Annotated in this window: 20 protein-coding genes; 2 read left to right on the plus strand and 18 right to left on the minus strand. The window is 73.2% G+C overall.

What is annotated here, in order from left to right; translation table 11 throughout:
• The first annotated feature begins 59 nt into the window (after window positions 1-59).
• Window positions 60-941, plus strand: a complete 882-nt coding sequence (locus ACH4NX_RS02095) for a YegS/Rv2252/BmrU family lipid kinase (RefSeq protein WP_351400722.1) — start codon at window positions 60-62, stop codon at window positions 939-941.
• A gap of 75 nt (window positions 942-1016) precedes the next feature.
• On the opposite strand, the gene ACH4NX_RS02100 is transcribed toward ACH4NX_RS02095, so the two are convergent.
• The 18 genes from ACH4NX_RS02100 to ACH4NX_RS02185 form a co-directional block, all read right to left on the minus strand.
• A complete protein-coding gene (locus ACH4NX_RS02100; protein ID WP_351400723.1) occupies window positions 1017-3311 on the minus strand; it encodes a catalase in 2295 nt (764 codons plus the stop codon).
• Window positions 3312-3674: 363 nt separating this feature from the next.
• Window positions 3675-5582, minus strand: coding sequence for a DUF2264 domain-containing protein (locus ACH4NX_RS02105; RefSeq protein ID WP_351400724.1), 1908 nt, complete (start codon window positions 5580-5582; stop codon window positions 3675-3677).
• Window positions 5579-6559, minus strand: a complete 981-nt coding sequence (locus ACH4NX_RS02110) for a hydroxyacid dehydrogenase (RefSeq protein ID WP_398127501.1) — start codon at window positions 6557-6559, stop codon at window positions 5579-5581. Before ACH4NX_RS02110 ends, ACH4NX_RS02105 begins: the two co-directional genes overlap by 4 nt.
• A gap of 47 nt (window positions 6560-6606) precedes the next feature.
• Complete coding sequence (locus ACH4NX_RS02115) at window positions 6607-7470, minus strand: carbohydrate ABC transporter permease (RefSeq protein ID WP_351400725.1); 864 nt, start codon at window positions 7468-7470, stop codon at window positions 6607-6609.
• Window positions 7467-8453 (minus strand): carbohydrate ABC transporter permease, encoded by a 987-nt coding sequence (locus ACH4NX_RS02120; RefSeq protein ID WP_398127364.1) that lies wholly within the window; start codon window positions 8451-8453, stop codon window positions 7467-7469. The genes ACH4NX_RS02115 and ACH4NX_RS02120 overlap by 4 nt, the downstream gene beginning before the upstream one ends.
• Before the next feature lie 26 nt (window positions 8454-8479).
• A complete protein-coding gene (locus ACH4NX_RS02125; RefSeq protein ID WP_398127365.1) occupies window positions 8480-9811 on the minus strand; it encodes an ABC transporter substrate-binding protein in 1332 nt (443 codons plus the stop codon).
• A gap of 133 nt (window positions 9812-9944) precedes the next feature.
• On the minus strand, window positions 9945-11051 hold the full coding sequence (locus ACH4NX_RS02130) for a substrate-binding domain-containing protein (RefSeq protein WP_351400728.1): 1107 nt from the start codon (window positions 11049-11051) through the stop codon (window positions 9945-9947).
• 97 nt (window positions 11052-11148) lie between these two features.
• Entirely contained in the window at window positions 11149-11442 is a 294-nt protein-coding gene (locus tag ACH4NX_RS02135; RefSeq protein WP_279561129.1) for a gas vesicle protein K, read from the minus strand.
• Window positions 11439-11687, minus strand: coding sequence for a gas vesicle protein (locus tag ACH4NX_RS02140; RefSeq protein ID WP_351400729.1), 249 nt, complete (start codon window positions 11685-11687; stop codon window positions 11439-11441). Before ACH4NX_RS02140 ends, ACH4NX_RS02135 begins: the two co-directional genes overlap by 4 nt.
• Entirely contained in the window at window positions 11684-12664 is a 981-nt protein-coding gene (locus ACH4NX_RS02145) for a GvpL/GvpF family gas vesicle protein (RefSeq protein WP_398127366.1), read from the minus strand. Before ACH4NX_RS02145 ends, ACH4NX_RS02140 begins: the two co-directional genes overlap by 4 nt.
• A complete protein-coding gene (locus ACH4NX_RS02150; RefSeq protein WP_351400731.1) occupies window positions 12661-13005 on the minus strand; it encodes a gas vesicle protein in 345 nt (114 codons plus the stop codon). The genes ACH4NX_RS02145 and ACH4NX_RS02150 overlap by 4 nt, the downstream gene beginning before the upstream one ends.
• An 18-nt stretch (window positions 13006-13023) precedes the next feature.
• Entirely contained in the window at window positions 13024-13968 is a 945-nt protein-coding gene (locus ACH4NX_RS02155) for an SRPBCC family protein (RefSeq protein WP_398127367.1), read from the minus strand.
• The gene (locus ACH4NX_RS02160) at window positions 13965-14504 is read right to left on the minus strand and encodes a hypothetical protein (protein ID WP_398127368.1); all 540 of its coding nucleotides are present in this window, start codon (window positions 14502-14504) and stop codon (window positions 13965-13967) included. The genes ACH4NX_RS02155 and ACH4NX_RS02160 overlap by 4 nt, the downstream gene beginning before the upstream one ends.
• Window positions 14501-14779, minus strand: a complete 279-nt coding sequence (locus tag ACH4NX_RS02165) for a gas vesicle protein GvpG (protein WP_351400734.1) — start codon at window positions 14777-14779, stop codon at window positions 14501-14503. Before ACH4NX_RS02165 ends, ACH4NX_RS02160 begins: the two co-directional genes overlap by 4 nt.
• Window positions 14780-14783: 4 nt before the next feature.
• Window positions 14784-15551, minus strand: a complete 768-nt coding sequence (locus tag ACH4NX_RS02170; RefSeq protein WP_398127369.1) for a GvpL/GvpF family gas vesicle protein — start codon at window positions 15549-15551, stop codon at window positions 14784-14786.
• Complete coding sequence (locus ACH4NX_RS02175; protein WP_398127370.1) at window positions 15548-16063, minus strand: gas vesicle structural protein GvpA; 516 nt, start codon at window positions 16061-16063, stop codon at window positions 15548-15550. The genes ACH4NX_RS02170 and ACH4NX_RS02175 overlap by 4 nt, the downstream gene beginning before the upstream one ends.
• Before the next feature lie 37 nt (window positions 16064-16100).
• Entirely contained in the window at window positions 16101-16418 is a 318-nt protein-coding gene (locus ACH4NX_RS02180) for a gas vesicle protein (RefSeq protein ID WP_279561120.1), read from the minus strand.
• 110 nt (window positions 16419-16528) lie between these two features.
• On the minus strand, window positions 16529-17188 hold the full coding sequence (locus ACH4NX_RS02185; protein ID WP_351400737.1) for a class I SAM-dependent methyltransferase: 660 nt from the start codon (window positions 17186-17188) through the stop codon (window positions 16529-16531).
• A 408-nt stretch (window positions 17189-17596) separates the two neighbouring features.
• On the opposite strand from ACH4NX_RS02185, the gene ACH4NX_RS02190 reads away from it, so the two are divergent.
• Window positions 17597-19585, plus strand: coding sequence for a DUF1996 domain-containing protein (locus ACH4NX_RS02190; RefSeq protein WP_398127502.1), 1989 nt, complete (start codon window positions 17597-17599; stop codon window positions 19583-19585).
• Window positions 19586-19670: the final 85 nt, after the last annotated feature.

The raw sequence follows: 19670 nt of genomic DNA on the forward strand, positions 1-19670 counted from the left end.
GCCCCGTGAGACAACAGTCCGGCACCACCGGCACCACCCGTCAGCCCGGAGGCACATCGATGCGACAGTTCACCGCCGTCGTCAACCCCACCGCGGGCGGCGCCACCTCGGCCGCCGCGCTGCTCGGGGTGGCCCGGCTGCTGCGGGAGGCGGGGGCCGAGCTGGAGACCGAGTACAGCGGCAGCCTCGCGCACGCCCGGGACATCGCCCGGCGGGCCGGGCAGCGGGACCGGGTGGTGCTCGCCGTCGGCGGCGACGGCATGGCCGGCGGGATCGGCGGCGCACTCAGCGGCACCGGCGCCCTGCTCGGCCTCGTCCCGGCCGGCCGCGGCAACGACTTCGCCCGCGCCCTGGCCCTGCCCACCGAGCCCGCCGCCCTCGCCGAGGTGCTGCTGCGGGGCGGACCCCGCCCCGTGGACACCATCGAGGTCACCTCGGCGGTCCACGACCGCACCGTCGTCCTCGGCAGCGTCTACGCCGGGGTCGACGCGCTCGCCAACCACCACGCCAACAACGCGCGCCTGCTGCGCGGTACCGCCTCCTACTACGCCGGCGCCCTGCGCGCGATCACCACCTGGCGGGCGACGCGCTACCGGGTCACCGTCGACGGCGAGGAGCACGCGTTCACCGGCTACACCGCCGTGGCCGCCAACTCCGGCTACTACGGCTCCAACCGCCTCATCGCGCCCGCCGCCCGGGTGGACGACGGCCTGCTGGAGGTGGTGATGATCCACGACGCGCCCCGGCGGCTGTTCTTCGCCCTCATGAACGAGCTCGGCTCGGGCGCCCACGTCCGCAGGCCCCAGGTGCGCGTCCTGCGGGGGCGGGAGGTCCGCATCGAGGCCGACCGGGCCATACCCTACGGCGCCGACGGCGAGGTCGAGGCCGTCGTCCCGGTCACGGCGAGAGTGCTCCCCGGGGCGCTGAAGGTCCTGTGCTGAACACGCCGCCGGGCCGGCCGCCGAAGACGGCGGCCGGCCCGGCGGGCGGGCGGATGTGCCCCGGGGAGTCGCGGGTCAGCCCCGGGGAGTGGTGAAGCGTTCCCACACCCGGTGGGCGCCCATCAGCTCCGTGAGCTGTTCCAGAGCCGCCGTGCCGGACGCCGCGACGACCACACCGGCGGCGTCGGTGGGCACGCCCGACGCGTCGAGCGCGGCCTCGCCGCCCGCCCAGACACCGATCGCCTTGCCGTGCCGGTACGCCTCCGACACCATGAGGCTCACCCGGGGGTCGATCGTCCCCGGCCGCGCGGGCGGCGGGGTGGCCTTGTAGTCCCGCGGGGTGTAGGCGTCGCCGCCCATGTCGGGCGTCCCCGCCACCAGGACGGCGTCGAACTCGACGGACCGCGCGGTGACGTAGCTGCGCTGGACGGTCAGCGCCGCGTCGCCCGAGCCGATGGTGCCGCCGGTCGGCGCCACGACCAGCGGCACCATCCCGGCGTTCAGCACCGCCTCCCGTACGGCCCTCACGCCCTCCAGGTCCGCCCCGCCGGTGACGATACCGATGACCCGGCCGTCGAGGGGCCAGGTACCGCCGACCTGGGACAGCGCCGGGCTGGGCTCCACGTCGGCCAGGGGCACGGTCGGCTGCGGGGCGGGCAGACCGAGGCCCTCGGCGACGCCCGCGCACAGCTCGGGGTCGATGTTGGCCAGGACCTGAAGCGTCCGTTCCCTGACGGGCTGTTCGTAGCACTTGCCCAGCTCGAAGGTGTAGGCGCCGATGATGTGCTCGCGCTCCACCGGGCTCATGCTCAGCCAGAACCGCCGCGGCTGGCTGAAGTGGTCCGCGAACGACTCCGGCGCTTCGCGCACCTTCCTCGACTCCGGGACCCGTACCGGCGCCTCGACGTACGCGCCGTCGGCCGCCCCGGCCATGAACGGGCAGCCGCCGTCCAGGGAGTTGGGCCGGTAGGGCGCCACCCCCCGGTGCACGGCGGTCTGGTGCATGCCGTCGCGCAGCATGTCGTTGACCGGGGCCTGGGGGCGGTTGATGGGCAGCTGCGGGAAGTTGGGACCGCCGAGACGGGTGATCTGCGTGTCCAGGTACGAGAACAGCCGCCCCGCGAGCAGCGGGTCGTCGGTGATGTCGATGCCGGGTACGAGGTGGCCGACGTGGAAGGCGATCTGCTCGGTCTCGGCGAAGAAGTTCGACGGGTTGCGGTTGAGGGTCAGCAGTCCCACCGGCTGCACCGGGGCGAGCTCCTCGGGCACGATGTTGGTCGGGTCCAGCAGGTCGATGCCCTCGAAGGTCTGCTCCGGGTTGTCGGGGAAGGTCTGGATGCCCAGCTCCCACTGCGGGTACGCCCCCGCCTCGATCGCGTCGGCGAGGTCCCGGCGGTGGAAGTCCGGGTCGATGCCGTTGATCATCTGGGCCTCGTCCCACACCAGGGAGTGCACGCCCAGCTTGGGCTTCCAGTGGAACTTCACCAGCGTGGTGGCGCCCTCGGCGTTCACCAGCCGGAAGGTGTGGACGCCGAAGCCCTCCATCATCCGGTAGCTGCGTGGGATGCCGCGGTCGCCCATGAAGAAGATGGTGTGGTGGGTCGCCTCGGTGTGCAGCGAGACGAAGTCCCAGAAGGTGTCGTGCGCGCTCTGCGCCTGCGGGATCTCCCGGTCCGGGTGCGGCTTCGCGGCGTGCACGACGTCCGGGAACTTGATGGCGTCCTGGATGAAGAAGACCGGGATGTTGTTGCCGACCAGGTCGAAGACGCCCTCACTGGTGTAGAACTTCGTCGCGAAACCACGGGTGTCGCGCACCGTGTCCGACGACCCCCGCGAGCCGACCACCGTGGAGAACCGCGTGAACACCGGCGTCTCCACGTCCGCGGCGAGGAACCCCGCCTTGGTCACGGAGGCCGCCGTGCCGTAGCTCTGGAACACCCCGTGCGCACCCGCGCCCCGGGCGTGCACCACACGCTCCGGGATCCGCTCGTGGTCGAAGTGCATGACCTTCTCGCGCAGATGGTGGTCCTGCAGCAGGACGGGCCCGCGCGGCCCCGCCTTCAGCGAGTGGTCGGTGTCGGACATCCGTGTGCCCTGAGCGTTCGTCAGGTAGCTGCCGGACTGCGCCACCCGTGCCTGGTCGGCACCCGTGGGCTGACCGGTCGGCGACACGGTGTCCGGGCCGCTCTGGTCCGGCTTCGGCGGCAGCGGCTCGCGGGGCTCGGTGGGTTCGGCGACGGGGGGCGTCTCGGGACCGGGCTTGCCGGGAATCCCGTCCGCCGGTCCGCCACCGTCGCCCTGCAGGCTCTCGGTGACCTTGTGGGCTACCCGCTTGAGGGGGTTGTCAGATGCTCGTTGCGCTGCGTCCATGAGTTCAGTCTCACTCGATCGTGTGGTGGTTGGCTTCCGGGCTCGCGCTGGTTTGGGCCGTTCGGGTTACCGTGATCGTGCGATCTGGGACGCCGGGTAGGGCGCCAGTGTGCGGGGCCCCCGCTCCACCGGAGTGATGGTTCGGGGCCTCCCCGCTGCCTCTGGCCGTACCCACATGGCCAGGTCGTGAGGGAACCGGCCTCCCGGGATCGGACCACGGACAGGATCCGTGTCGCTGCCCCGGGGTCGAGTACGCCGGGGACCAGTGCGGGATCGGTCGCACACGGGTACGGGGCTGCCGTGGTCGCGTACCCGGCGATCGGGACTCAAAGCATGGGTGCGGTGGAGCGGGGGGAGGTCGGTTCAGACGACGGGGTTCGTGGCCGTATGCATCACCCCCACCGGTTCGAACGAGACCCGGGTGCGTCCCCCGCCGTCCGCCCACTCCACCTCGACGCCGGCGTCGCCCGCCACGACCTCCGTGACCGCCTCCGCGAGCGGGCCGGGGCCCGGCTCACCGGTGAGCGCGGCCAGGCAGACGTGCAGGGAGGTGCCGCCCGCGTCGCCGGACAGCCGGGGCAGCTCGGCCCACGGTGTGTAGGCGGTGCCCTGCGGGGCGCGGACCGTCTCCGGCCCGGGGAGCCAGCCGTGCAGTCCGTGCAGCGCCGAGACCAGGGGGTCGTCGGGGCCGACGGCCCACCCGGTGTGCGTGAGACGTGCGCCGGCCGGCGCCCCGACCACCCGGTGCACCCGCAGTTCGTACGGCCCCCGCGCCACCGTCACGCTCTCCACCCGCAGCCCCGGCACCATGGGGGGCCCGCCGGCGAAGGCGGGCCGGTGCCAGGACGCCGCCCAGCCCCACCCGTCGCCCTGCCCCGCGCCGAGCGGGTGGACGCGACGCCGCACACTGGGGCGGCCGCCGACCTCCACCGACAGGTGGTTGTCGGCGACGTTCACGGACGCCGTGGGACCGGTCCGGGTGGAGTAGGCCTGCCGCCCGTAGTGCGGGTCGTCCTGAGCGGCCGACTCGCCCTCGTGCGGGCGGACATGGTCGCTGCCGTGGTTGTGCAGCCGTACGATCCCGTCGCCGCGCGTCGCCTGCACCAGCAGCCCGGGCGCGGCCAGCGCCAGCACCCGGTCGGCCTCCTCCACCGGCGCCGCCTCCTCCGTCGCCGTCCACAGCGGATGGCCGGCGGGGGCGAGGAGCGACACGAACGCCTTCGACGCCCAGTAGGGGGAGGCGGGACCGGAGTAGGGCTGGAGGGTGGCCTCGTGCGGGCCGTGCCAGCCCAGGCTCAGCAGCCCGTCGTCGGTCAGCGCGCCGCGTTCCATGAAGTAGCGCAGACTGCCGCTCGCCACCCGCCGCGAGGCGCCCGGCGTCAGCGGCGTGTGCCCGGTGAGCGCGCCCAGTCCCACGGCGGCACTGGCGGCGAACCGGTACGACAGCGAACGGCCGTAGTGCAGCGGCGCCCCGTCCGCGCCGAACATCAGCGCGAAACCTTCGAGGTGCGCGCGCAGCCGGTCGCCGTACCGGGTGGCCTGCCCGGTGTCGCCGCCGAGGTGGGCGTCGAGCACCGGGTACAGGTGCAGCGCCCAGCCGTTGTAGTGGTCGAAGGCGCGTCCGTCGCCGTCGGCGTACCAGCCCTCGCCCCGGTACCAGCCCTCCATCAGTTCCAGCGCCCGCTCCCGGGCCGCGGCCGTCGCCTCGTCGCCGCGGCCGACCGACTCCAGGAACCCGGCGACCGTGTAGGGGAACAGGTACCAGTTGTTCGGCGCCGGCACGTGCCTGAGCGCCCCGCGCAGCCACTCCTCCACCCGGTCCTGCACCCCCGGGTCCAGGTGCTTCCACAGCCAGGGCGCGGTCAGCCGCAGCCCGAGCGCGACCGACGCCGACTCCACCATGGGCTGGCCCTGCACGTCGTGGTCGAGGATCAGCGGCCAGGACTCGGTGTCGTCGCGGCCCGGGGAAAGGGTGCCCGAGGCCAGGCCGCGCGCGTAGCGGTCCAGCCAGCCGTGCGGATCCGCGCCGTCCGCGCCGGCGACGCGGAAGGCCGCCGCGAGGAAGGTCCGGGCGAACCCCTCCAGCCCGTCGGAGCGCACGCCCGACCGCGAGGGGCGACCCGGCAGGTCGAGCAGGGCGCAGCCCGGGGTGCCCCAGCGCCACGCGGCCCACAGGAGTCCGTCCGCCACGGCTTCCCAGTGGTCCCGGGTGTAGCCGGTGTACGGGCTCGACGTACGGTCCTCGGGGGGCAGTTCGAACGGGATGCTCATGCCAGGAACGCCAGCCTTTCGCGTCGTACGGGGTGGAGGAAGCCGGCACCGGACGCCCAGCGGGTCGTCTCGGCGAGGGCGTGGTCGGCCAGGCGGCGCCACTCGTTGCCCTCGGAGCCGGCGAGGTGCGGGGTGATCAGCGCGTTCTCGCAGTCCCACAGCGGATGGTCCGGCGGCAGCGCCTCGGGGTCGGTGACGTCCAGGACCGCCCGGATCCGGCCCGCCCGGACCGCGTCGGTGAGCGCCTCCTGCTCGACGACCGCCCCGCGGGAGGTGTTGATCAGCACGGCGTCCGCCGGCATGGCGTCGATCAGGGCGCGGCTCACCAGTCCGCGCGTCGTGGGCAGCAGAGGGGTGTGCACGCTGACGGTGTCGCTGCGGCTGAACAGCTCCGGCAGCTCCACGCGTTCGACGCCGAGTTCGACGGCCTCCGCGTCGCTCACGTACGGGTCGTGCAGCAGCACGTCGATGTCGTGCGGCCGCAGCAGCTCGACGACCCGGCGGCCGATCAGCGACGCCGACAGGACGCCCACCGTGCGGCGGTAGTTGCCGATGCCGCGCGAGGTGTGCAGCCAGTTGCCGCGCGTCCGGGACACCCGGAAGTCGTGGGCCCGCTCCAGCACCCGTTTGCCGGTGAGCAGGATCATGCCGAGCGTGTACTCGGCCACCGGCAGCGCGTTGGCCGCGGCGGCCGAGGAGACCTCGACGCCCCGCGCCCAGCAGGCGTCGGTGACATGGCCGCGCACACTGCCCGCCGTGTGCACCACGGCCCGCAGCCGGGGCGCCGCCCGCAGCACGTCCGCGTCCAGCGGCGGACAGCCCCAGCCGGTGATCAGCAGGTCGACGTCGGCCAGCACGGACCTGGCCCGCGGCGTGGACAGGTCGTCCAGCACCGGGAGCGGAGCGAGGTCGCAGACCCGGCGGAACGCGCCGAGCGACTGCGGGTCGAGGACGGCCGAGGCGGCGTCCGGGGACATGGCCACGGCGGCACGGGGCCGGGGGCCACGGTGGGGGGCGTGCGGTGTCACTTGACGGCTCCGGCGGTCAGCCCGCTCCGCCAGAAGCGCTGGAGCAGGACGAAGGCGAGGATCAGCGGCAGTACGGCGAGCAGTGAACCCATGATCACCACGGGGTAGTACTCCGGCGAGACGGACGCCGCGCTGTTCCACTGGTACAGGCCGAGACTGACGGGATACAGGTCCTGGTCGGACAGCATCACCATGGGCAGGAAGAAGTTGTTCCAGATCGCGGTCAGCTGGAAGAGGAAGACGGTGATCAGGCCGGGGCCGAGCATCCTGAGCGCCACCCGGACGTACGTGGTCAGCTCGCCCGCCCCGTCCACGCGCGCCGCCTCCAGCACCTCGTCGGGCACGTAGCCCCGCGCGAAGATGCGGCCGAGGTAGACGCCGAACGGGTTGAACAGCACCGGGATGAACACCGCCCAGAAGGTGTTGACCAGGCCGGCCTCGGAGGCCATCAGGTACAGCGGCAGCGCGAGGACCGTCTGCGGCACCATGACCGCGGCGAGGACCAGGCCGAACAGCTTCTCCTTGTGCCGGAAGCGGTACTTGTCGAAGGCGTAGCCGCAGGCGACGCTGACCAGCGCGCCGACCGCGGCGCCCAGCACCGCGTACAGCAGGCTGTTGACGTACCAGCGGCCGTACAGCCCGCCGTCCATGGCGAACAGGTCCGTGAGGTTCTGTCCGAACGAGAAGTCGCCCAGGGACAGCAGGTCGCTGCTGAACAGCGCGTCCCGGGTCTTCGTGGCGGCGAGCACCAGCCACAGCACGGGGAGCAGTGTGTAGAGGACGGAGATCGCGACGACCGCGTTGACCGTAGCGCGGCCCAGCAGCTTCGGGCGCAGCAGGGAACTGTCGGTGGCGCTCATCGGGCCTCCTCGGAGTCGGCGCGGCTGGTGAAGCGGGTGACGCCGTAGGACAGGGCGATGGTGCACACCAGCAGGACCACCGAGGCCGCCGCCGCGAGGCTGTAGTTGTTGCGGGTGAAGGCCGCGTCGTAGATGTACATGCTCGGCGAGAAGCGGGAGCTGACCATGGGGGAGGACTGGTTGAGCAGCATCGGCTCCGTGAAGAGCTGGAGCGCCCAGATCAGGGTGAAGATGGCGACCATGACGATCGAGGCGCGCACCAGCGGCGTCTTCACCTGGAGCGCCGTGCGCACCGGCCCGGCGCCGTCGACGACGGACGCCTCGATCACCTCGCGGGGCACGGCCTGCAGTGCGGCGTAGAAGACCACCATGTTGTAGCCGAGGTTGCTCCACACGGCGATGTTCACGATGGACGGGACGACCGTGTGCACGCCCAGGAAGTCGATCGTGATGTCGCCCTGCGCGAACAGTTCGATGACCGGGCTGATGCCGGGCGTGTACAGGTACAGCCAGATCAGCGCCGCGATGATGCCGGGCACCGCGTGCGGCAGGAACAGCGCGAGCTGGGCGAAGGCGCGCAGCCGGACCACGCCGGAGTCCAGCAGCAGGGCGAGGGCGAGAGCGCCGACGACCATCAGCGGAATGTAGATCAGGCAGTACAGCGCGACCGTGCCGAGTCCGCCGAGGAAGGTCGGGTCGGTGAGCACCGCCGCGTAGGAGCGGAGCCCGACGAAGATCGTGCGTTCGGGGCCGAAGCCGAGGCCGGGCTGGTCGTCGCTGAAGAAGCTGAGGTAGACGGCCGTGCCGACGGGGATCAGGAAGACGGTGACCAGCAGGGCGAAGAACGGGGTCATCAGGACGCCGGCGGCGGTCAGTTGCCGGCGTTTGGCGGCTCTGCGGGCGCGCAGCCCGGACGGGGAGGGCGCCGGGGCGGTGGCGCGGGAGGCGCCGGCCGGCACCCGTGGCTGGGTGGTCGTGGTCATGGGGGTGTCACCTGCCTTTCGTCGGCTCAGGTGCTGTGCTGGGTGGTGGACAGGCCGAGGGCCTTGAGGTCGGGCATGGTGCCCTCCTGCGCGGTGCGCAGCGACTCGACGAGCGAGCCCTGGCCGGCGCCGACCCGGGCGAAGGAGTCCTGCATGACCTTCTGAGTGGCGCTCATCCGCGGACCCCACAGCCACTGTCCGCCGATCCGCTCGGCCTCCTGCTCGAACAGGGTGTAGATGTCCTGCCCGCCGTAGTACGACCGGTCGAAGGCGTCGCGGCCCACGGAGACCAGGCCGGGGACGGCGGGGTACTGACTGCTGGTGCCGCTGGAGAGACGGGCGCGCAGGGCGTCCGGGTGGGAGACCTGCCACTCGATGAACTCCATCGCGGCCTCGGGATGACGGCTGTCCTCGGTGACGGCGAACGTGGAGCCGCCGTGCGTGCCGGCGGACGGACCGCCGGTGTCCCACTGCGGCAGCGGCGCGATCCGCCACTGCCCCTTCTGCCCGGGCCGCGCGTTCATCTGCGCGCCGGCGTCCCAGGCGCCGCTCAGCCGGGTGAGGACCAGGCCGTTGCCGATCTGCGCGTCGGACTGCCTGCTCTCGACGGCGTTCACGAAGACGTCGTCCCGGTCGATGAGCCCCTGCCAGTAGTCCGCGACCCGCCGGGAGGGCGCGTCGGCGAGGGAGACGTTCCAGGCGCCGCCCGAGGTGTCGAACCACCGGGCGCCCGCCTGCCAGGCGTACGCGGCGAACTGCGTCATCCCGTCGGTCGGGAACAGCACCAGCCGCCGGTCGGGCGCCTCGCGGCGCACGGTCGCGGCCTGCTCGGCGAACTCGTCCCAGGTGCGCGCGGGTTCGAGGCCGTGGTGGTCGAACAGGTCGGCGCGGTAGTGCATCACCATGGGCTCGACGTCCAGCGGGACGGCGAACACCCGGCGCTCGAAGGTGGTCAGGCCGAGCGCCTGCGGCAGCAGTCTGCGGCGCAGACCGTCACTCAGCAGGTCGGTGACGTCGCGGGCGACGCCGTCGATGGCGAACCCCGGGACCTGCGGGTATTCGAGCGTGGCGACGTCGGGCGCGTTGCCGGCCCGCGCGGCGTTGCTGAGCTTGGCGTAGCCGCCCTGCCCGCCGGAGGGGATCTGCTGGAACTCCACCTGGACGGTGCGGTGCGTGCGGTTGAACGCGTCGACCACCTCCTGGCTGCCGCGCAGGGCGGACCAGAACGTGATGCGTGTGGTGGTGCCCGTGCGGGCCGACGATGCGCCGTTCCCCCCGCTGCAGGCGCTCACGGCTCCTGTCAGGGGTACGGCGGCCATCGCGGCGAGCACGGACCGACGGCTGGGTCGTCCGGGCATGGCGCCTCCCGCGGCTCCTGCGGGTCCGCGTGGTGCGGACCCGACTGTTCGGGACACGGGAATACTGATCGCCCTGACTCAAACGGTCAATAGATCGATCAGAAGAAAATAAAACGTTCAAACGATCAGTAGATCACTCGTCCACGTTCACACGGTCCGTCGATCCCCGCACCATCAGACGGGGCAGCAGCTCCACGCGCCGCCCCGGCCGGCTCCCGGGCGCCTCGCGCAGCCGTTGGAGCAGCAGCTCCGCGGCCGTGCGGCCGACCTCGGTCTTCGGCGGCGACACGGCCGTCAGCGGCGGTGAGCCGAGCCCCGCGACGACATCGTCGTACGCCACGACCGAGCAGTCCTCCGGCACGCGCACCGCGTCCTGCGCCAGCCGCTGGACGATCATCAGCGCGTCCACGTCGCCGTGCAGCACCATGGCCGTCGCGCCCACCTTGCGCATCAACGCCGGCAACTCGGCCGTCTCGTCCGCCGAGTACGGTCCGTCGCCTCCTGCCTCCGGCGCGACGAGCGTCCACGCCCACCGCTCCACCAGCGGATGCGCCTCGGCGATCTCGGCGAAGGCGGCCCGCAGCGAGCGCGCGGTGGGGCTGTCGTGACGCGTCGCGAACACGACGCGCCGGTGACCGAGCCCCACCAGGTGCTCCACGGCCAGCCGCGCGCCGTACCAGTGGTCCGAGCACACCGAGTCCAGGGCGTGCAGCGCGCTGCCGCGCCACGGGCGGCGCTCCATCAGCACCGTCGGCACCCCGAGCGCGGCGAGCCACTCGTGGTCGGCCTCCTCCTCGGCCCGGCCGCGCCAGCGGGGGGCGATGAGCAGCCCGTGCGCCCCGTCCGCCAGGGCCCGTTCCACCAGTGGGCGCTCGGTACCGGGAGCCTGCGGCGCCAGGTGCAGGGCCATGCGCACCCCGGCCTCCTCCAGGACCGTACGGGCACCGTGCAGGGCCTCGTTGAGGTACGAGTGCCGCACGGGGACCACCACGGCCACCCGGTCCCCGGCCGCCGCGTCGGCGGGCGCTTCCTCGGCGGGCGCCTCCTCGGCGTGCAGGGGGGACCGCACGACGCCGTGGCCGCGCCGCAGCCGGCCCTCGCGCGTCAGTTCCTCCACGTCACGGCGCACCGTCACCACGGAGACCTGCAACTCGTCGGCGAGATCGCGCACCCGCGCGGTACCGCGCGCCTGGACCGCCGCCAGAATCCGCTGGCGCCTGAGATCGACCGGCTCCCGCATCAGGTCTCCCCACCCGAGAATGTTCGTTTGAGCGATTCGCCGCCATCATAGCGATCGCTCGTCCCGGGTGTGCGCCCCGCCTTCCGCCCGGCGGCCTCTACGGTTCCGGGTCCGCGAGGAGCGGTCCCAGCGGACCCAGGTCGAGGTTCAGGTCGGCGCGGCTCAGGCCGTGCTGTGCGCACAGGTCGTCCATGCGCTCGTCGAGCAGCATGAGCGCCGTGCCGAGCCGGTCCTCCTGCTCCGTGCTCAGCGTGCCCTCGTCGAAGCGGCGTACGGCCTGGCGTTCCATGAGCTGGCGCAGCAGCTCCACGACGGTGAGGACCAGGGCGGCCAGGTCGTTGGTGACCCGCTCGGGATCCAGATCGAGGGCGTGCGCCCGGGGCGCGGTCACAGCGGCCCGCTGTCCGGCCAGGGGGCGGGCACCCGCTCGTTCACCGACGACAGCAGGGCGTGCAGGGAGATCCGCACCAGCGGCACGTCGGCGATCGCCAGGACCAGGTCCCCGCTGACGACGACACCGGTCGCCAGCACCCGGTCCAGGAGGTCGACCAGGGGCACCCCGACCGGCGCGTACGGCTCCGGACCGCCCCAGGGCACGGGGGCCGGGCCCGGCGCACGGGTGTCCGGGACGGTCATGCGCGGACCTCCTGCCTCGTGAGGGGCTGTTCCGCGCGGCCGGGCCGCGGGGGGCACGGCTCTGTGTGGTCCGGCGCGGGGCGGCCGGGTTCCGCGCGGTCCGGTGCGGGGCGGCCGGGTTCCGTGCGGGCCGGCCCCGTGGCGTCCGGATCCTCGTCCCAGCGGGCGAAGGAGTACGGGATCCACGGGCCGGAGGCGCTGACCTCCACGGCCGGGCGGTGGCCGGCGGCGGTGAGCCGGGCCAGGGCGCGGGTGAAGGCGGTGCGCTCCGCGTCCTCCACCAGGTAGGCGGCATTGAGCAGTTGAGGGGCGCGCCGGCCCGTCAGCCGTTCGCTCTGCGGGCGGTGCCGTGTCGCGGCGACGGCGTACCGCCGCAACTCCGCGTCGACGGCGTCGGCCTCTGCCACCGCCTTCGCGTTCGCGTCCTGCCGGTCACGCCGCCGCGCGCTGGCCCGACTGAGGTAGGCGCGCCCGGCGGCGGCACCGGCACCGGCACCGGCACCGGCATCGGCGGATGCGCCGGCATCCGCGGCGGCGTCCTTCGCGCGCTCGGTGGCGTGCACCTTCACCGCCCATTCCGTGCGGCCCCGGAGACGGTCGAGCAACGCGTCCAGCACCGCCTCCCGGGAGACGACGGCCTGCTCCGCGCTCCGGTCGCCGTGGTACAGGGTCGCCATCGGCAGCGGCACGACGGGCCCCTGCCCGGCCGCGGCCTCCACGCCCCGGTGATGGGCACGGGCGCAGCGCTCCAGGTCGTCGGGGCGGTTCAGCCGCTCCGCCAGCGCCTCCTCGCCGAACAGCGCCGCGGGGACGTCCTGGACCACCAGACACAGGCCGCCCGCCCGCAGCACGCGCAGCGGACCGCCCTCCTCGTGACCGGTCACCGCGGCCAGCGTGGCGACGTCCGGCGGGGTGCGGGTGACGGCGAAGGCGCAGACGATGCCGGGGTCCGCCGACCCGGCCGTGCTCGCGCTCACCGGGCGGCTCCCGTCGTCTCCTCGCCGGCTGCCTCCAGGGCGTCGAGCCGGGCCCGCAACCGCGCGTTCTCCTCGGCGAGCGCGTCCCGCGCGGCCCGGGACGACAGTGCCGGGTCGGTCTCCCACCAGTCGATGCCCGCCTTCTTCGCGGTGTCCACCGAGGCGATGAACAACCGCAGCCGGATGGTGAGCAGTTCGATGTCCAACAGGTCGATCTTGATGTCCCCGGCGATGACGATGCCCTTGTCGAGGACGCGTTCGAGCAGGTCGGCGAGGCTGCCGCTGGGAGGCCCGTAGGGCTGTGTGTCCAGGCTCGCGTACCGGTGGTCGACGTCGGTCACCGCGTACTCCCCGGTGCGTCAGCGATGCGGGCGGGCACGTTCATCGTCCTCGTACTCGTCCTCATGGTCCTCGTCCGCGTCGTCGTACTCACCTTCCTCGTCCTCGTACTCGCCGCTCTCCTCGTCGTCCTCCCCGCCCTCCTCGTAGTCGTCCTCGTCCTCGTACTCGTCGTCGGCGTCGTCGGCGTTCTCGTCCTCCAGCGCCTCCTCGTGGCTCCTGACGACCTCGCCGTCGCGGATCTCGCCGCGCCAGCCCTCCACTTCCTCGTCACCCATCAGGGTCACGTGCCGCGCGAAGTGCTTGAGGTCGAGGCGCAGTCGGCGTCCCTGGGCACGCCAGAGGTTGCCGGTCTTCTCGAAGAAGCCCGCCGGGTAGTACTCGACGACCAGGACCACCCGGGTCAGCCGGGGCGCCAGCTCGTGGAAGGTGACCGCGCCGCTGGTACTGCCCTTGGCGCCCTCGGACGTCCAGACGATCCGTTCGTCGGGCACCTGCTCCTGGACGGTCGCCTTCCAACCGCGGCTCGACGGACCGACCTTGACGTTCCAGTCCGACGTCACCTCGTCGTTGGCGCTGACGCTGCGGACGCCCTTGGTGAAGTCGCTGAAGTCCTGGAGCCGTGTCCACTGGTCGTAGACGGTGCGCAGGGGGACGCCGATGTCGACCGTCTCCATGATGTGCGTCGCCTTGACACTGCCGCCGCCCGTCCCGCCCCGCGCGCCTCCGCCTCCGCGTCCTCCTCCGCCGCCTCGTCCCCCTCTGCTTCCTCCGCCTTCGCCGTCTTCGCCGCCTTCGGAGCCGCGGTCGTCGGCGGACTCCGTCAGCCGTTCGGTCAGCCCGCCGATCCGTTCCCCCGCCTTGCCCACGAGGCTGTGCGCCGTGGCGGAGAGGTAGCCGCCGAGCGCTTCCCTGAGGTCGCCGAGGGGGGAGGGGGCGTCGTTCCCCTGCCGGGTGGGAGTCATCGGCGCACACCTCCGCGCCTGCCGCCGGAACCCGAGGTCTTCTTCGTCGTACGCCGGGGCGGTGTGGGAGCCGGGGCGGGGGCCGGAGCGGGCTCTCGGTCCTCCTCCCGGTTCTCGTCGTCGAAGTAGGGGTCCTCGTCCGGAGTGTTGCCGTCGCCGTGACCGTGGTCGTAGCCGGGCTCGTACGTGTCGTACCGGTCCGCCGCCTCGTCGGCGAGTCGGCCCGTTCCCGTGAGCGCGTCGGTACGGTCGCGCAGGGTGTCCGCGAGGCCGGTGAGCCCGCGGTTCGCCGCGGCGGTGACGGCCGCGCGTCCGGCGGTCAGCAGTTCGCCGCGCACCTGGTCCGTCAGCTCCTGGAGCTGCGTGGTCTGCTGGAGGCCGGCCAGGCCCTGGGACAGCACTCGGCCGGGGGGCAGGCCGACGCGCCGGCCCACGAGGTAGGAGCCGACCGCGAAGGCCAGTCTGGCCTTCCTCGTACGGCCCAGGAGATATCCGCCCGCCACGGCCGCCGCCATGGCCGCCTTGTTGTCGCTCATACGTGCCTTCTCTGCGCTGGTTCCATGGTGGTCGTGCGGCCGGAGGGCCGGGAGGGGCGTTCGAGGAGGGTGAGCAGACGCTCTTCCTCCCGCTCGAAGGCCGCCTCGTCGAGGGCGCCTTCGTCCAGGGCCCGGTTGAGTGCGGCCAGGCGTGCCTGGACGGCGCGCGGATCGTGGGCCTGCCGCCGGGCCTCCTGGAGGAGGTGGTCGGCGATCCACGCCGTGCCGCGCACCGGGGCGAGGGGCAGCAGGAGGAGGCCGCTGACGATGCCCACCGCGTCACCGCCCGGCCGGCGCGGGAGACGGGTCGACGAAGCTGTAGCAGGGCAGGGGCCCGGTCACACTGAGGGCCAGCCTCCCTCCGCACTCGCGGGCTCGCGCGTCCACCGCCTGCCGGAACCGCCGCTCGTCGGCGGAGCGCACCAGGAAGGACGCGCTCAGCACCTGCTCGTCGTCGGTCGTACCCCGCACCGTGCGCACGGCGAGCGGGGTCAGGTGCTCGAGGACGTCCCGGGCCGCGCGCCGCGCCTCGCGGCGGACGCCGTGGGCGAGCGCCTCACCCAGCCGGACGTTGGCCTCGTAGTCCGGCCGTCGCCGCGTCCGCAGGGCCAGGCTCCGCAGCTTCTCGTCCCGGCGCACCAGATCGGCGAAGTGGCCGGGCACGACGGTTCCCTTGACGTTGAGTTCGACGCAGCCCCGGACGTCGTCGAGCTGCCGTGCCAGGTGGGCGGCATCGGCCCGCAGTTGGGAGAGCAGGGTGTCCGGCCGGGGACTGAGGACCGCGAACCGCATGGGCAGCAGCGGTCCCTGGGCCGCCAGTTCGTCCAGTACGGCCTGATGGGCCAGCAGGTCGCGGCGCCGTGGCCGGATCCGTACGGGCGCGTCCGACACCGCGGCGCACAGGCCGGACCCGGTCAGCAGGCGTACGGGCGCACCGTCGACCCCGGGGGAGCGGGGGGCGCGGACACCGGCGGGCGTGATGCCGTAGACGTACAGGGCCGCCAGGGCGGGGGAGGCGGTGGTCGGGGTGGTGGCGGGCGCGGTCATTCGTCCTCCGTCTCCGTGCGCCGGCGGGGGCGGCCGCGCGGGCGGTCGTCCTGGTCGCGGGGGCGTGCGGCCGGCCGGGTCCGGGGCCGCTGCGGGGGCCGGCCGCGTTCCGCGCGCTCGCGGGTGTGCTCGCGGGGGAGGGCCTCCTCCTCTTCGGCCGCCTCCTCCTCGGGGGTGAGGATGTCCCGCACCTTGTCGGTCAGGGAGCGCGCCGTCCGCTTGGCGCCCGCCCTGCCTATGGTCTTGGCGACCGGACTGCCGAACATCTCGGGAACGGTCTTGGAGCGCACGTCGTGCTCCAGGTCCAGGCGGTTGCAGGCCTCGGCGAACCGCAGGTACGTGTCGACGCTCGCGACGACGATGCGGGCGTCCACCTTGAGGATCTCGATGCCGACCAGGGAGACGCGTACGAAGACGTCGATCACCATGCCGCGGTCGAGGATGAGTTCCAGGACGTCGTAGAGGGTTCCGGCGCGGGGCGCGCAGACGACCTCGTCGTCGTAGGTGATCATGCGGTGGTCCTTCCGGGTGCGGGCCTCGCGGCCCCGGTCACTGGTCCTGGGCCCCGCGCCGGTAGCGGGCGGTCCTGCGGTACTGGAGCAGGTCGCCCGCCGGGTCCAGCTCGACCTCGTAGGTGGCGAGCAGGCTGGTGGTGTCGGGGATGCGCGCCACCTCCAGCACGTCCACGTTGACGACCCAGCCGTCGTCCTCGCTCCGGCACACCGCGGAGACGCCCTCCAGGGGGTGCCGGATCAGTTCGGACAGGGCGTCCGCGGCGCGCTGGGCGGCGTCCCGGGCTCCCCGCACGGCACGCTCACGCGTGGTCGTGGACGTCGTGCCGCGCCGTCGCTCGCCAGGTTCTGTCATGCTGCCCACTCTGGCCGCGCGCCACGGTCCGCGCGTGCCCAGTTACCCCATCCGGGGCTGTGGGGGCCTACCGCCCGCCCAGGACGCGTACCGCCCGCCGGTGACGGGTGTCAGGCGCCCGGCGTGGTGGCGGTGGCCCGGCGCCGGCAGTGCAGGAAGAGGTGCGGCTCGGAGCGGGCGTCCGGGTGGGCCGGGGTGAAGAGTGACGCCTCCTGCGCCAGCACCTCCAGGCCGGCCTCCTCGGCCATCGCGGCGAGGTCCTGCGCGGTGAAGCTGGTCACACGCACCGGCTGCCCCATGAAGGTGGCGTCGACGCCCTCCACGTCCAGCGGCACGGTGGCCAGCACCAGGTAGCCCTGCGGCCTCAGCACCCGCACCAGGCGACGTACCAGGTCCGCCTGCTCCCGCCGGTCCAGCTGGAGCAGCGAGAAGTACACGCAGACCGCGTCGAACGAGCCGTCCGTAAGCGGCACGTCGCGGATGTCGGCGCACCGGAAGGTTGCGGCCGGCACCTGCCGCGACGCCAGGTCCACCATCACGGGGGACACGTCGACCCCGAGCACCTCGTGGCCGGCGTCCGCGAGGGTCTCGGCGGTGGGCCGGCCGGTGCCGCTGCCCACGTCCAGCACGCGGCTGCCCGGCGCGAGCCGTCCGAGCAGCCAGTCCAGTGAGCGCCGGTGCGTCTTCGAGCCGGCGAACGCCTTCTCGTACTCGGCGCCCAGCGCGTCGAACGCGGCGGCGGCCTGCGGCCGTTGCTGCTCGTCGGTCACGACGGTCCCTTCGGTGGGGTGAGCCGGTGCCGTGGGCATCGTTCCACCGGGAGCGAGCCACCGACAAGGGGCCCTACGGGCGACCGGCCCCCACCCGCCGTCCTACCGGCCGTCCTCGTCCGGCGCCGTCCGCGCTCCGCCATCCGGCGGTGTACGGCGGCCTCGACGCGCCCCGGCACCCGAGCGGAGCGAACGGGTCCCCGTGACCGCGAGGTGAGGGCCTCCTGAGAATCCGCGAGGCGATTGAACACTCCGGCCCCCGACTCCGTATGGAGCCGGGGGCATTCCATGTCCGAGTCCGCCACGACACAGGAGCACGCCTTGGGACACAACAGGCGCAGACGCCCGACCGGGGCGCGCCGAGCGACCTTCGGAGCATTGGCGCTGATACTGGGGGGCGGCGGCCTGGTGGCCGTGAACGTGTTCGCCTCCGCCACCGAAGCCGGCGACACCGCTGTTCCCCTGGGCAGTTCCGGTGTGGCGGCCACCGTGGACTGCCCCGACCCGAGTGAGCGGCTGACGACGGTGCCTGAGCGTGCCAGGCCGGACGTCGACACCGAACTCGCCCGGCTCGACGAGCAGATCGCCACGGCCTACCGGCGACTCCAGGAAGCGGCCCGCACCGCGGACGACGGCCGGCTCGACGAGGGCGCCGTCCTCGACCCGCTGAAGAAGGAGCGGGCCGGCACGATCGAGCGCATCTCCGCCGCGATCGACGAGACCGGTGACCGCCCCGAGGGTCTGGACGCCCTGGCGGAGTGCACGCTGCGCCGCACCGAGGCCGCCACGGCGGACACCCCGAGCGGCAGCCCGGACCAGCGGCAACGGCGACAGCGGGAGAACGGCGAGGACCGAGAGTCCGGCGAGGACCGAGAGTCCGGCAAGGACCAAGTGCCAGGCAAGGACCAGGAGCCCGGCAACGGGGGACAGGCGGGCAACGGCCCCGTGGCGGCCGACTACGTCGACATCGAGTCCGTCCGGCCCGACGTCGTGAAGGCGCCCCGGCAGAGGAACGCCTCGCGTGGTTCCCTCGCCACCAGTTGCGGCGTCAACGCCGAGGGCCTGTTCAACTCGGACAACCTGATCGCCGCCCCAGGCGTCGGCAACGGCGCCCACCACTTCCACGACTACGTCGGCAACCAGGCCAACGACGCCTTTGCCAGTGACGAGGACCTGGCCGCCGCCGACACGAGCTGCGCGGACCAGGGTGACAAGTCCTCGTACTACTGGCCCGTGCTCCGGCTCCAGAACGGCACCGTCGAACAGGACGCCGAGTCACCCGGCGGCGGCATCGAGGGCAACGCAGGCGAGATCGTCACACCGGCCGAGGTCACGCTGACCTTCGAGGGCAACGAGCGCGGCGAGGTGACGGAGATGCCGCGGCTGCTGCGCATCATCACCGGCGACGCGAAGGCGTTCGTCAACGGCGACACCAACGCGAACGCCTCCTGGAGCTGTACCGGCTTCGAGGACCGTCAGCTGAAGGACAAGTACCCGCTCTGCCCGTCCGGCAGCGACGTGGTGCGCACCTTCACCTTCCAGAGCTGCTGGGACGGCCGCAACACCGACAGCGCCAACCACCGCACCCACATGGCCTTCGCCGCCGTCGACGGCAGCTGCCCGGACGGTTTCCGACCCGTTCCGCGACTGGTGCAGCGGGTCGTGTACGACGTGGACGCCCCCAGTCTCGAGGACGGGGGCAGGACCGTGCCGCTGTTCGCCGTGGACTCCTTCCCGGAGCAGCTGCACAAGCCGGTGACGGACCACAGCGACTTCATCAACGTCTTCGACGAGGACCTGATGCGGGAGATGACCGACTGCATCAACAGCGGCCGCCAGTGCGGTCCGGACACACCTCCGGCTTCGGACCCGGGCCAGGGCGAGAACCCGCGGGAGCAGCCGACCGGTACCCCTGCCGACAACCCCACCGACAACCTCACCGAGACCCCCACAGAGACCCCCACCGAGAATCCTCAGGAGCAGCAGCCGACCCAGAACCCCGACGCCTCCGCGTCCCCGGCCGAGCAGACCGCCACCGCATCGGCACCCGCGGATCCCGGCCAGGACGGTCGGGACGCCGAGGAGAAGCCCGCGCCCCCGGCCGGCCCGGACCAGGACGGCACCGACTCGTCGAGCGCCGGGCCCAGGGCCGCCACGACATCCGCCGAGGGTGTCCCGGAGGACGCGAGCGGTGCCGCGGCGGCGGCATCCGAACGGACGCAGGGCACGGGCGGCGGGGACGACGTGGCCGCCGGGTCGGCGACCGAGCCGCAGGCGACGCGGGGCGGGCTCGCAGAGACGGGTCCCGGCCTCGGTCTCTGGCCGGCGGCCGTCGGAGGCCTTCTTTTCGCCGGAGGCTGTCTGCTGCTGATCCGCTCCAGGCGGCGTGTGCTGTGACCCTTTGGCATCTGGCACGACGGCGTCATGCCGGGGGATGACTGGTGAATCGATGACGGATGGGCGGGCAGGGCCAGGACCTCCC

This window comes from Streptomyces sp. NPDC017225 (genome assembly GCF_044331465.1).
Classification (GTDB): Bacteria; Actinomycetota; Actinomycetes; order Streptomycetales; family Streptomycetaceae; genus Streptomyces.

What these genes read in the sequence shown, in the direction of transcription:
- ACH4NX_RS02095 (WP_351400722.1), top strand. Translation starts at nt 60, where the DNA reads ATGCGACAGTTCACCGCCGTCGTCAACCCCACCGCGGGCGGCGCCACC.
- ACH4NX_RS02100 (WP_351400723.1), bottom strand. Translation starts at nt 3,311, where the DNA reads ATGGACGCAGCGCAACGAGCATCTGACAACCCCCTCAAGCGGGTAGCC.
- ACH4NX_RS02105 (WP_351400724.1), bottom strand. Translation starts at nt 5,582, where the DNA reads ATGAGCATCCCGTTCGAACTGCCCCCCGAGGACCGTACGTCGAGCCCG.
- ACH4NX_RS02110 (WP_398127501.1), bottom strand. Translation starts at nt 6,559, where the DNA reads ATGTCCCCGGACGCCGCCTCGGCCGTCCTCGACCCGCAGTCGCTCGGC.
- ACH4NX_RS02115 (WP_351400725.1), bottom strand. Translation starts at nt 7,470, where the DNA reads ATGAGCGCCACCGACAGTTCCCTGCTGCGCCCGAAGCTGCTGGGCCGC.
- ACH4NX_RS02120 (WP_398127364.1), bottom strand. Translation starts at nt 8,453, where the DNA reads ATGACCACGACCACCCAGCCACGGGTGCCGGCCGGCGCCTCCCGCGCC.
- ACH4NX_RS02125 (WP_398127365.1), bottom strand. Translation starts at nt 9,811, where the DNA reads ATGCCCGGACGACCCAGCCGTCGGTCCGTGCTCGCCGCGATGGCCGCC.
- ACH4NX_RS02130 (WP_351400728.1), bottom strand. Translation starts at nt 11,051, where the DNA reads ATGCGGGAGCCGGTCGATCTCAGGCGCCAGCGGATTCTGGCGGCGGTC.
- ACH4NX_RS02140 (WP_351400729.1), bottom strand. Translation starts at nt 11,687, where the DNA reads ATGACCGTCCCGGACACCCGTGCGCCGGGCCCGGCCCCCGTGCCCTGG.
- ACH4NX_RS02155 (WP_398127367.1), bottom strand. Translation starts at nt 13,968, where the DNA reads ATGACTCCCACCCGGCAGGGGAACGACGCCCCCTCCCCCCTCGGCGAC.
- ACH4NX_RS02160 (WP_398127368.1), bottom strand. Translation starts at nt 14,504, where the DNA reads ATGAGCGACAACAAGGCGGCCATGGCGGCGGCCGTGGCGGGCGGATAT.
- ACH4NX_RS02170 (WP_398127369.1), bottom strand. Translation starts at nt 15,551, where the DNA reads ATGACCGCGCCCGCCACCACCCCGACCACCGCCTCCCCCGCCCTGGCG.
- ACH4NX_RS02175 (WP_398127370.1), bottom strand. Translation starts at nt 16,063, where the DNA reads ATGATCACCTACGACGACGAGGTCGTCTGCGCGCCCCGCGCCGGAACC.
- ACH4NX_RS02180 (WP_279561120.1), bottom strand. Translation starts at nt 16,418, where the DNA reads ATGACAGAACCTGGCGAGCGACGGCGCGGCACGACGTCCACGACCACG.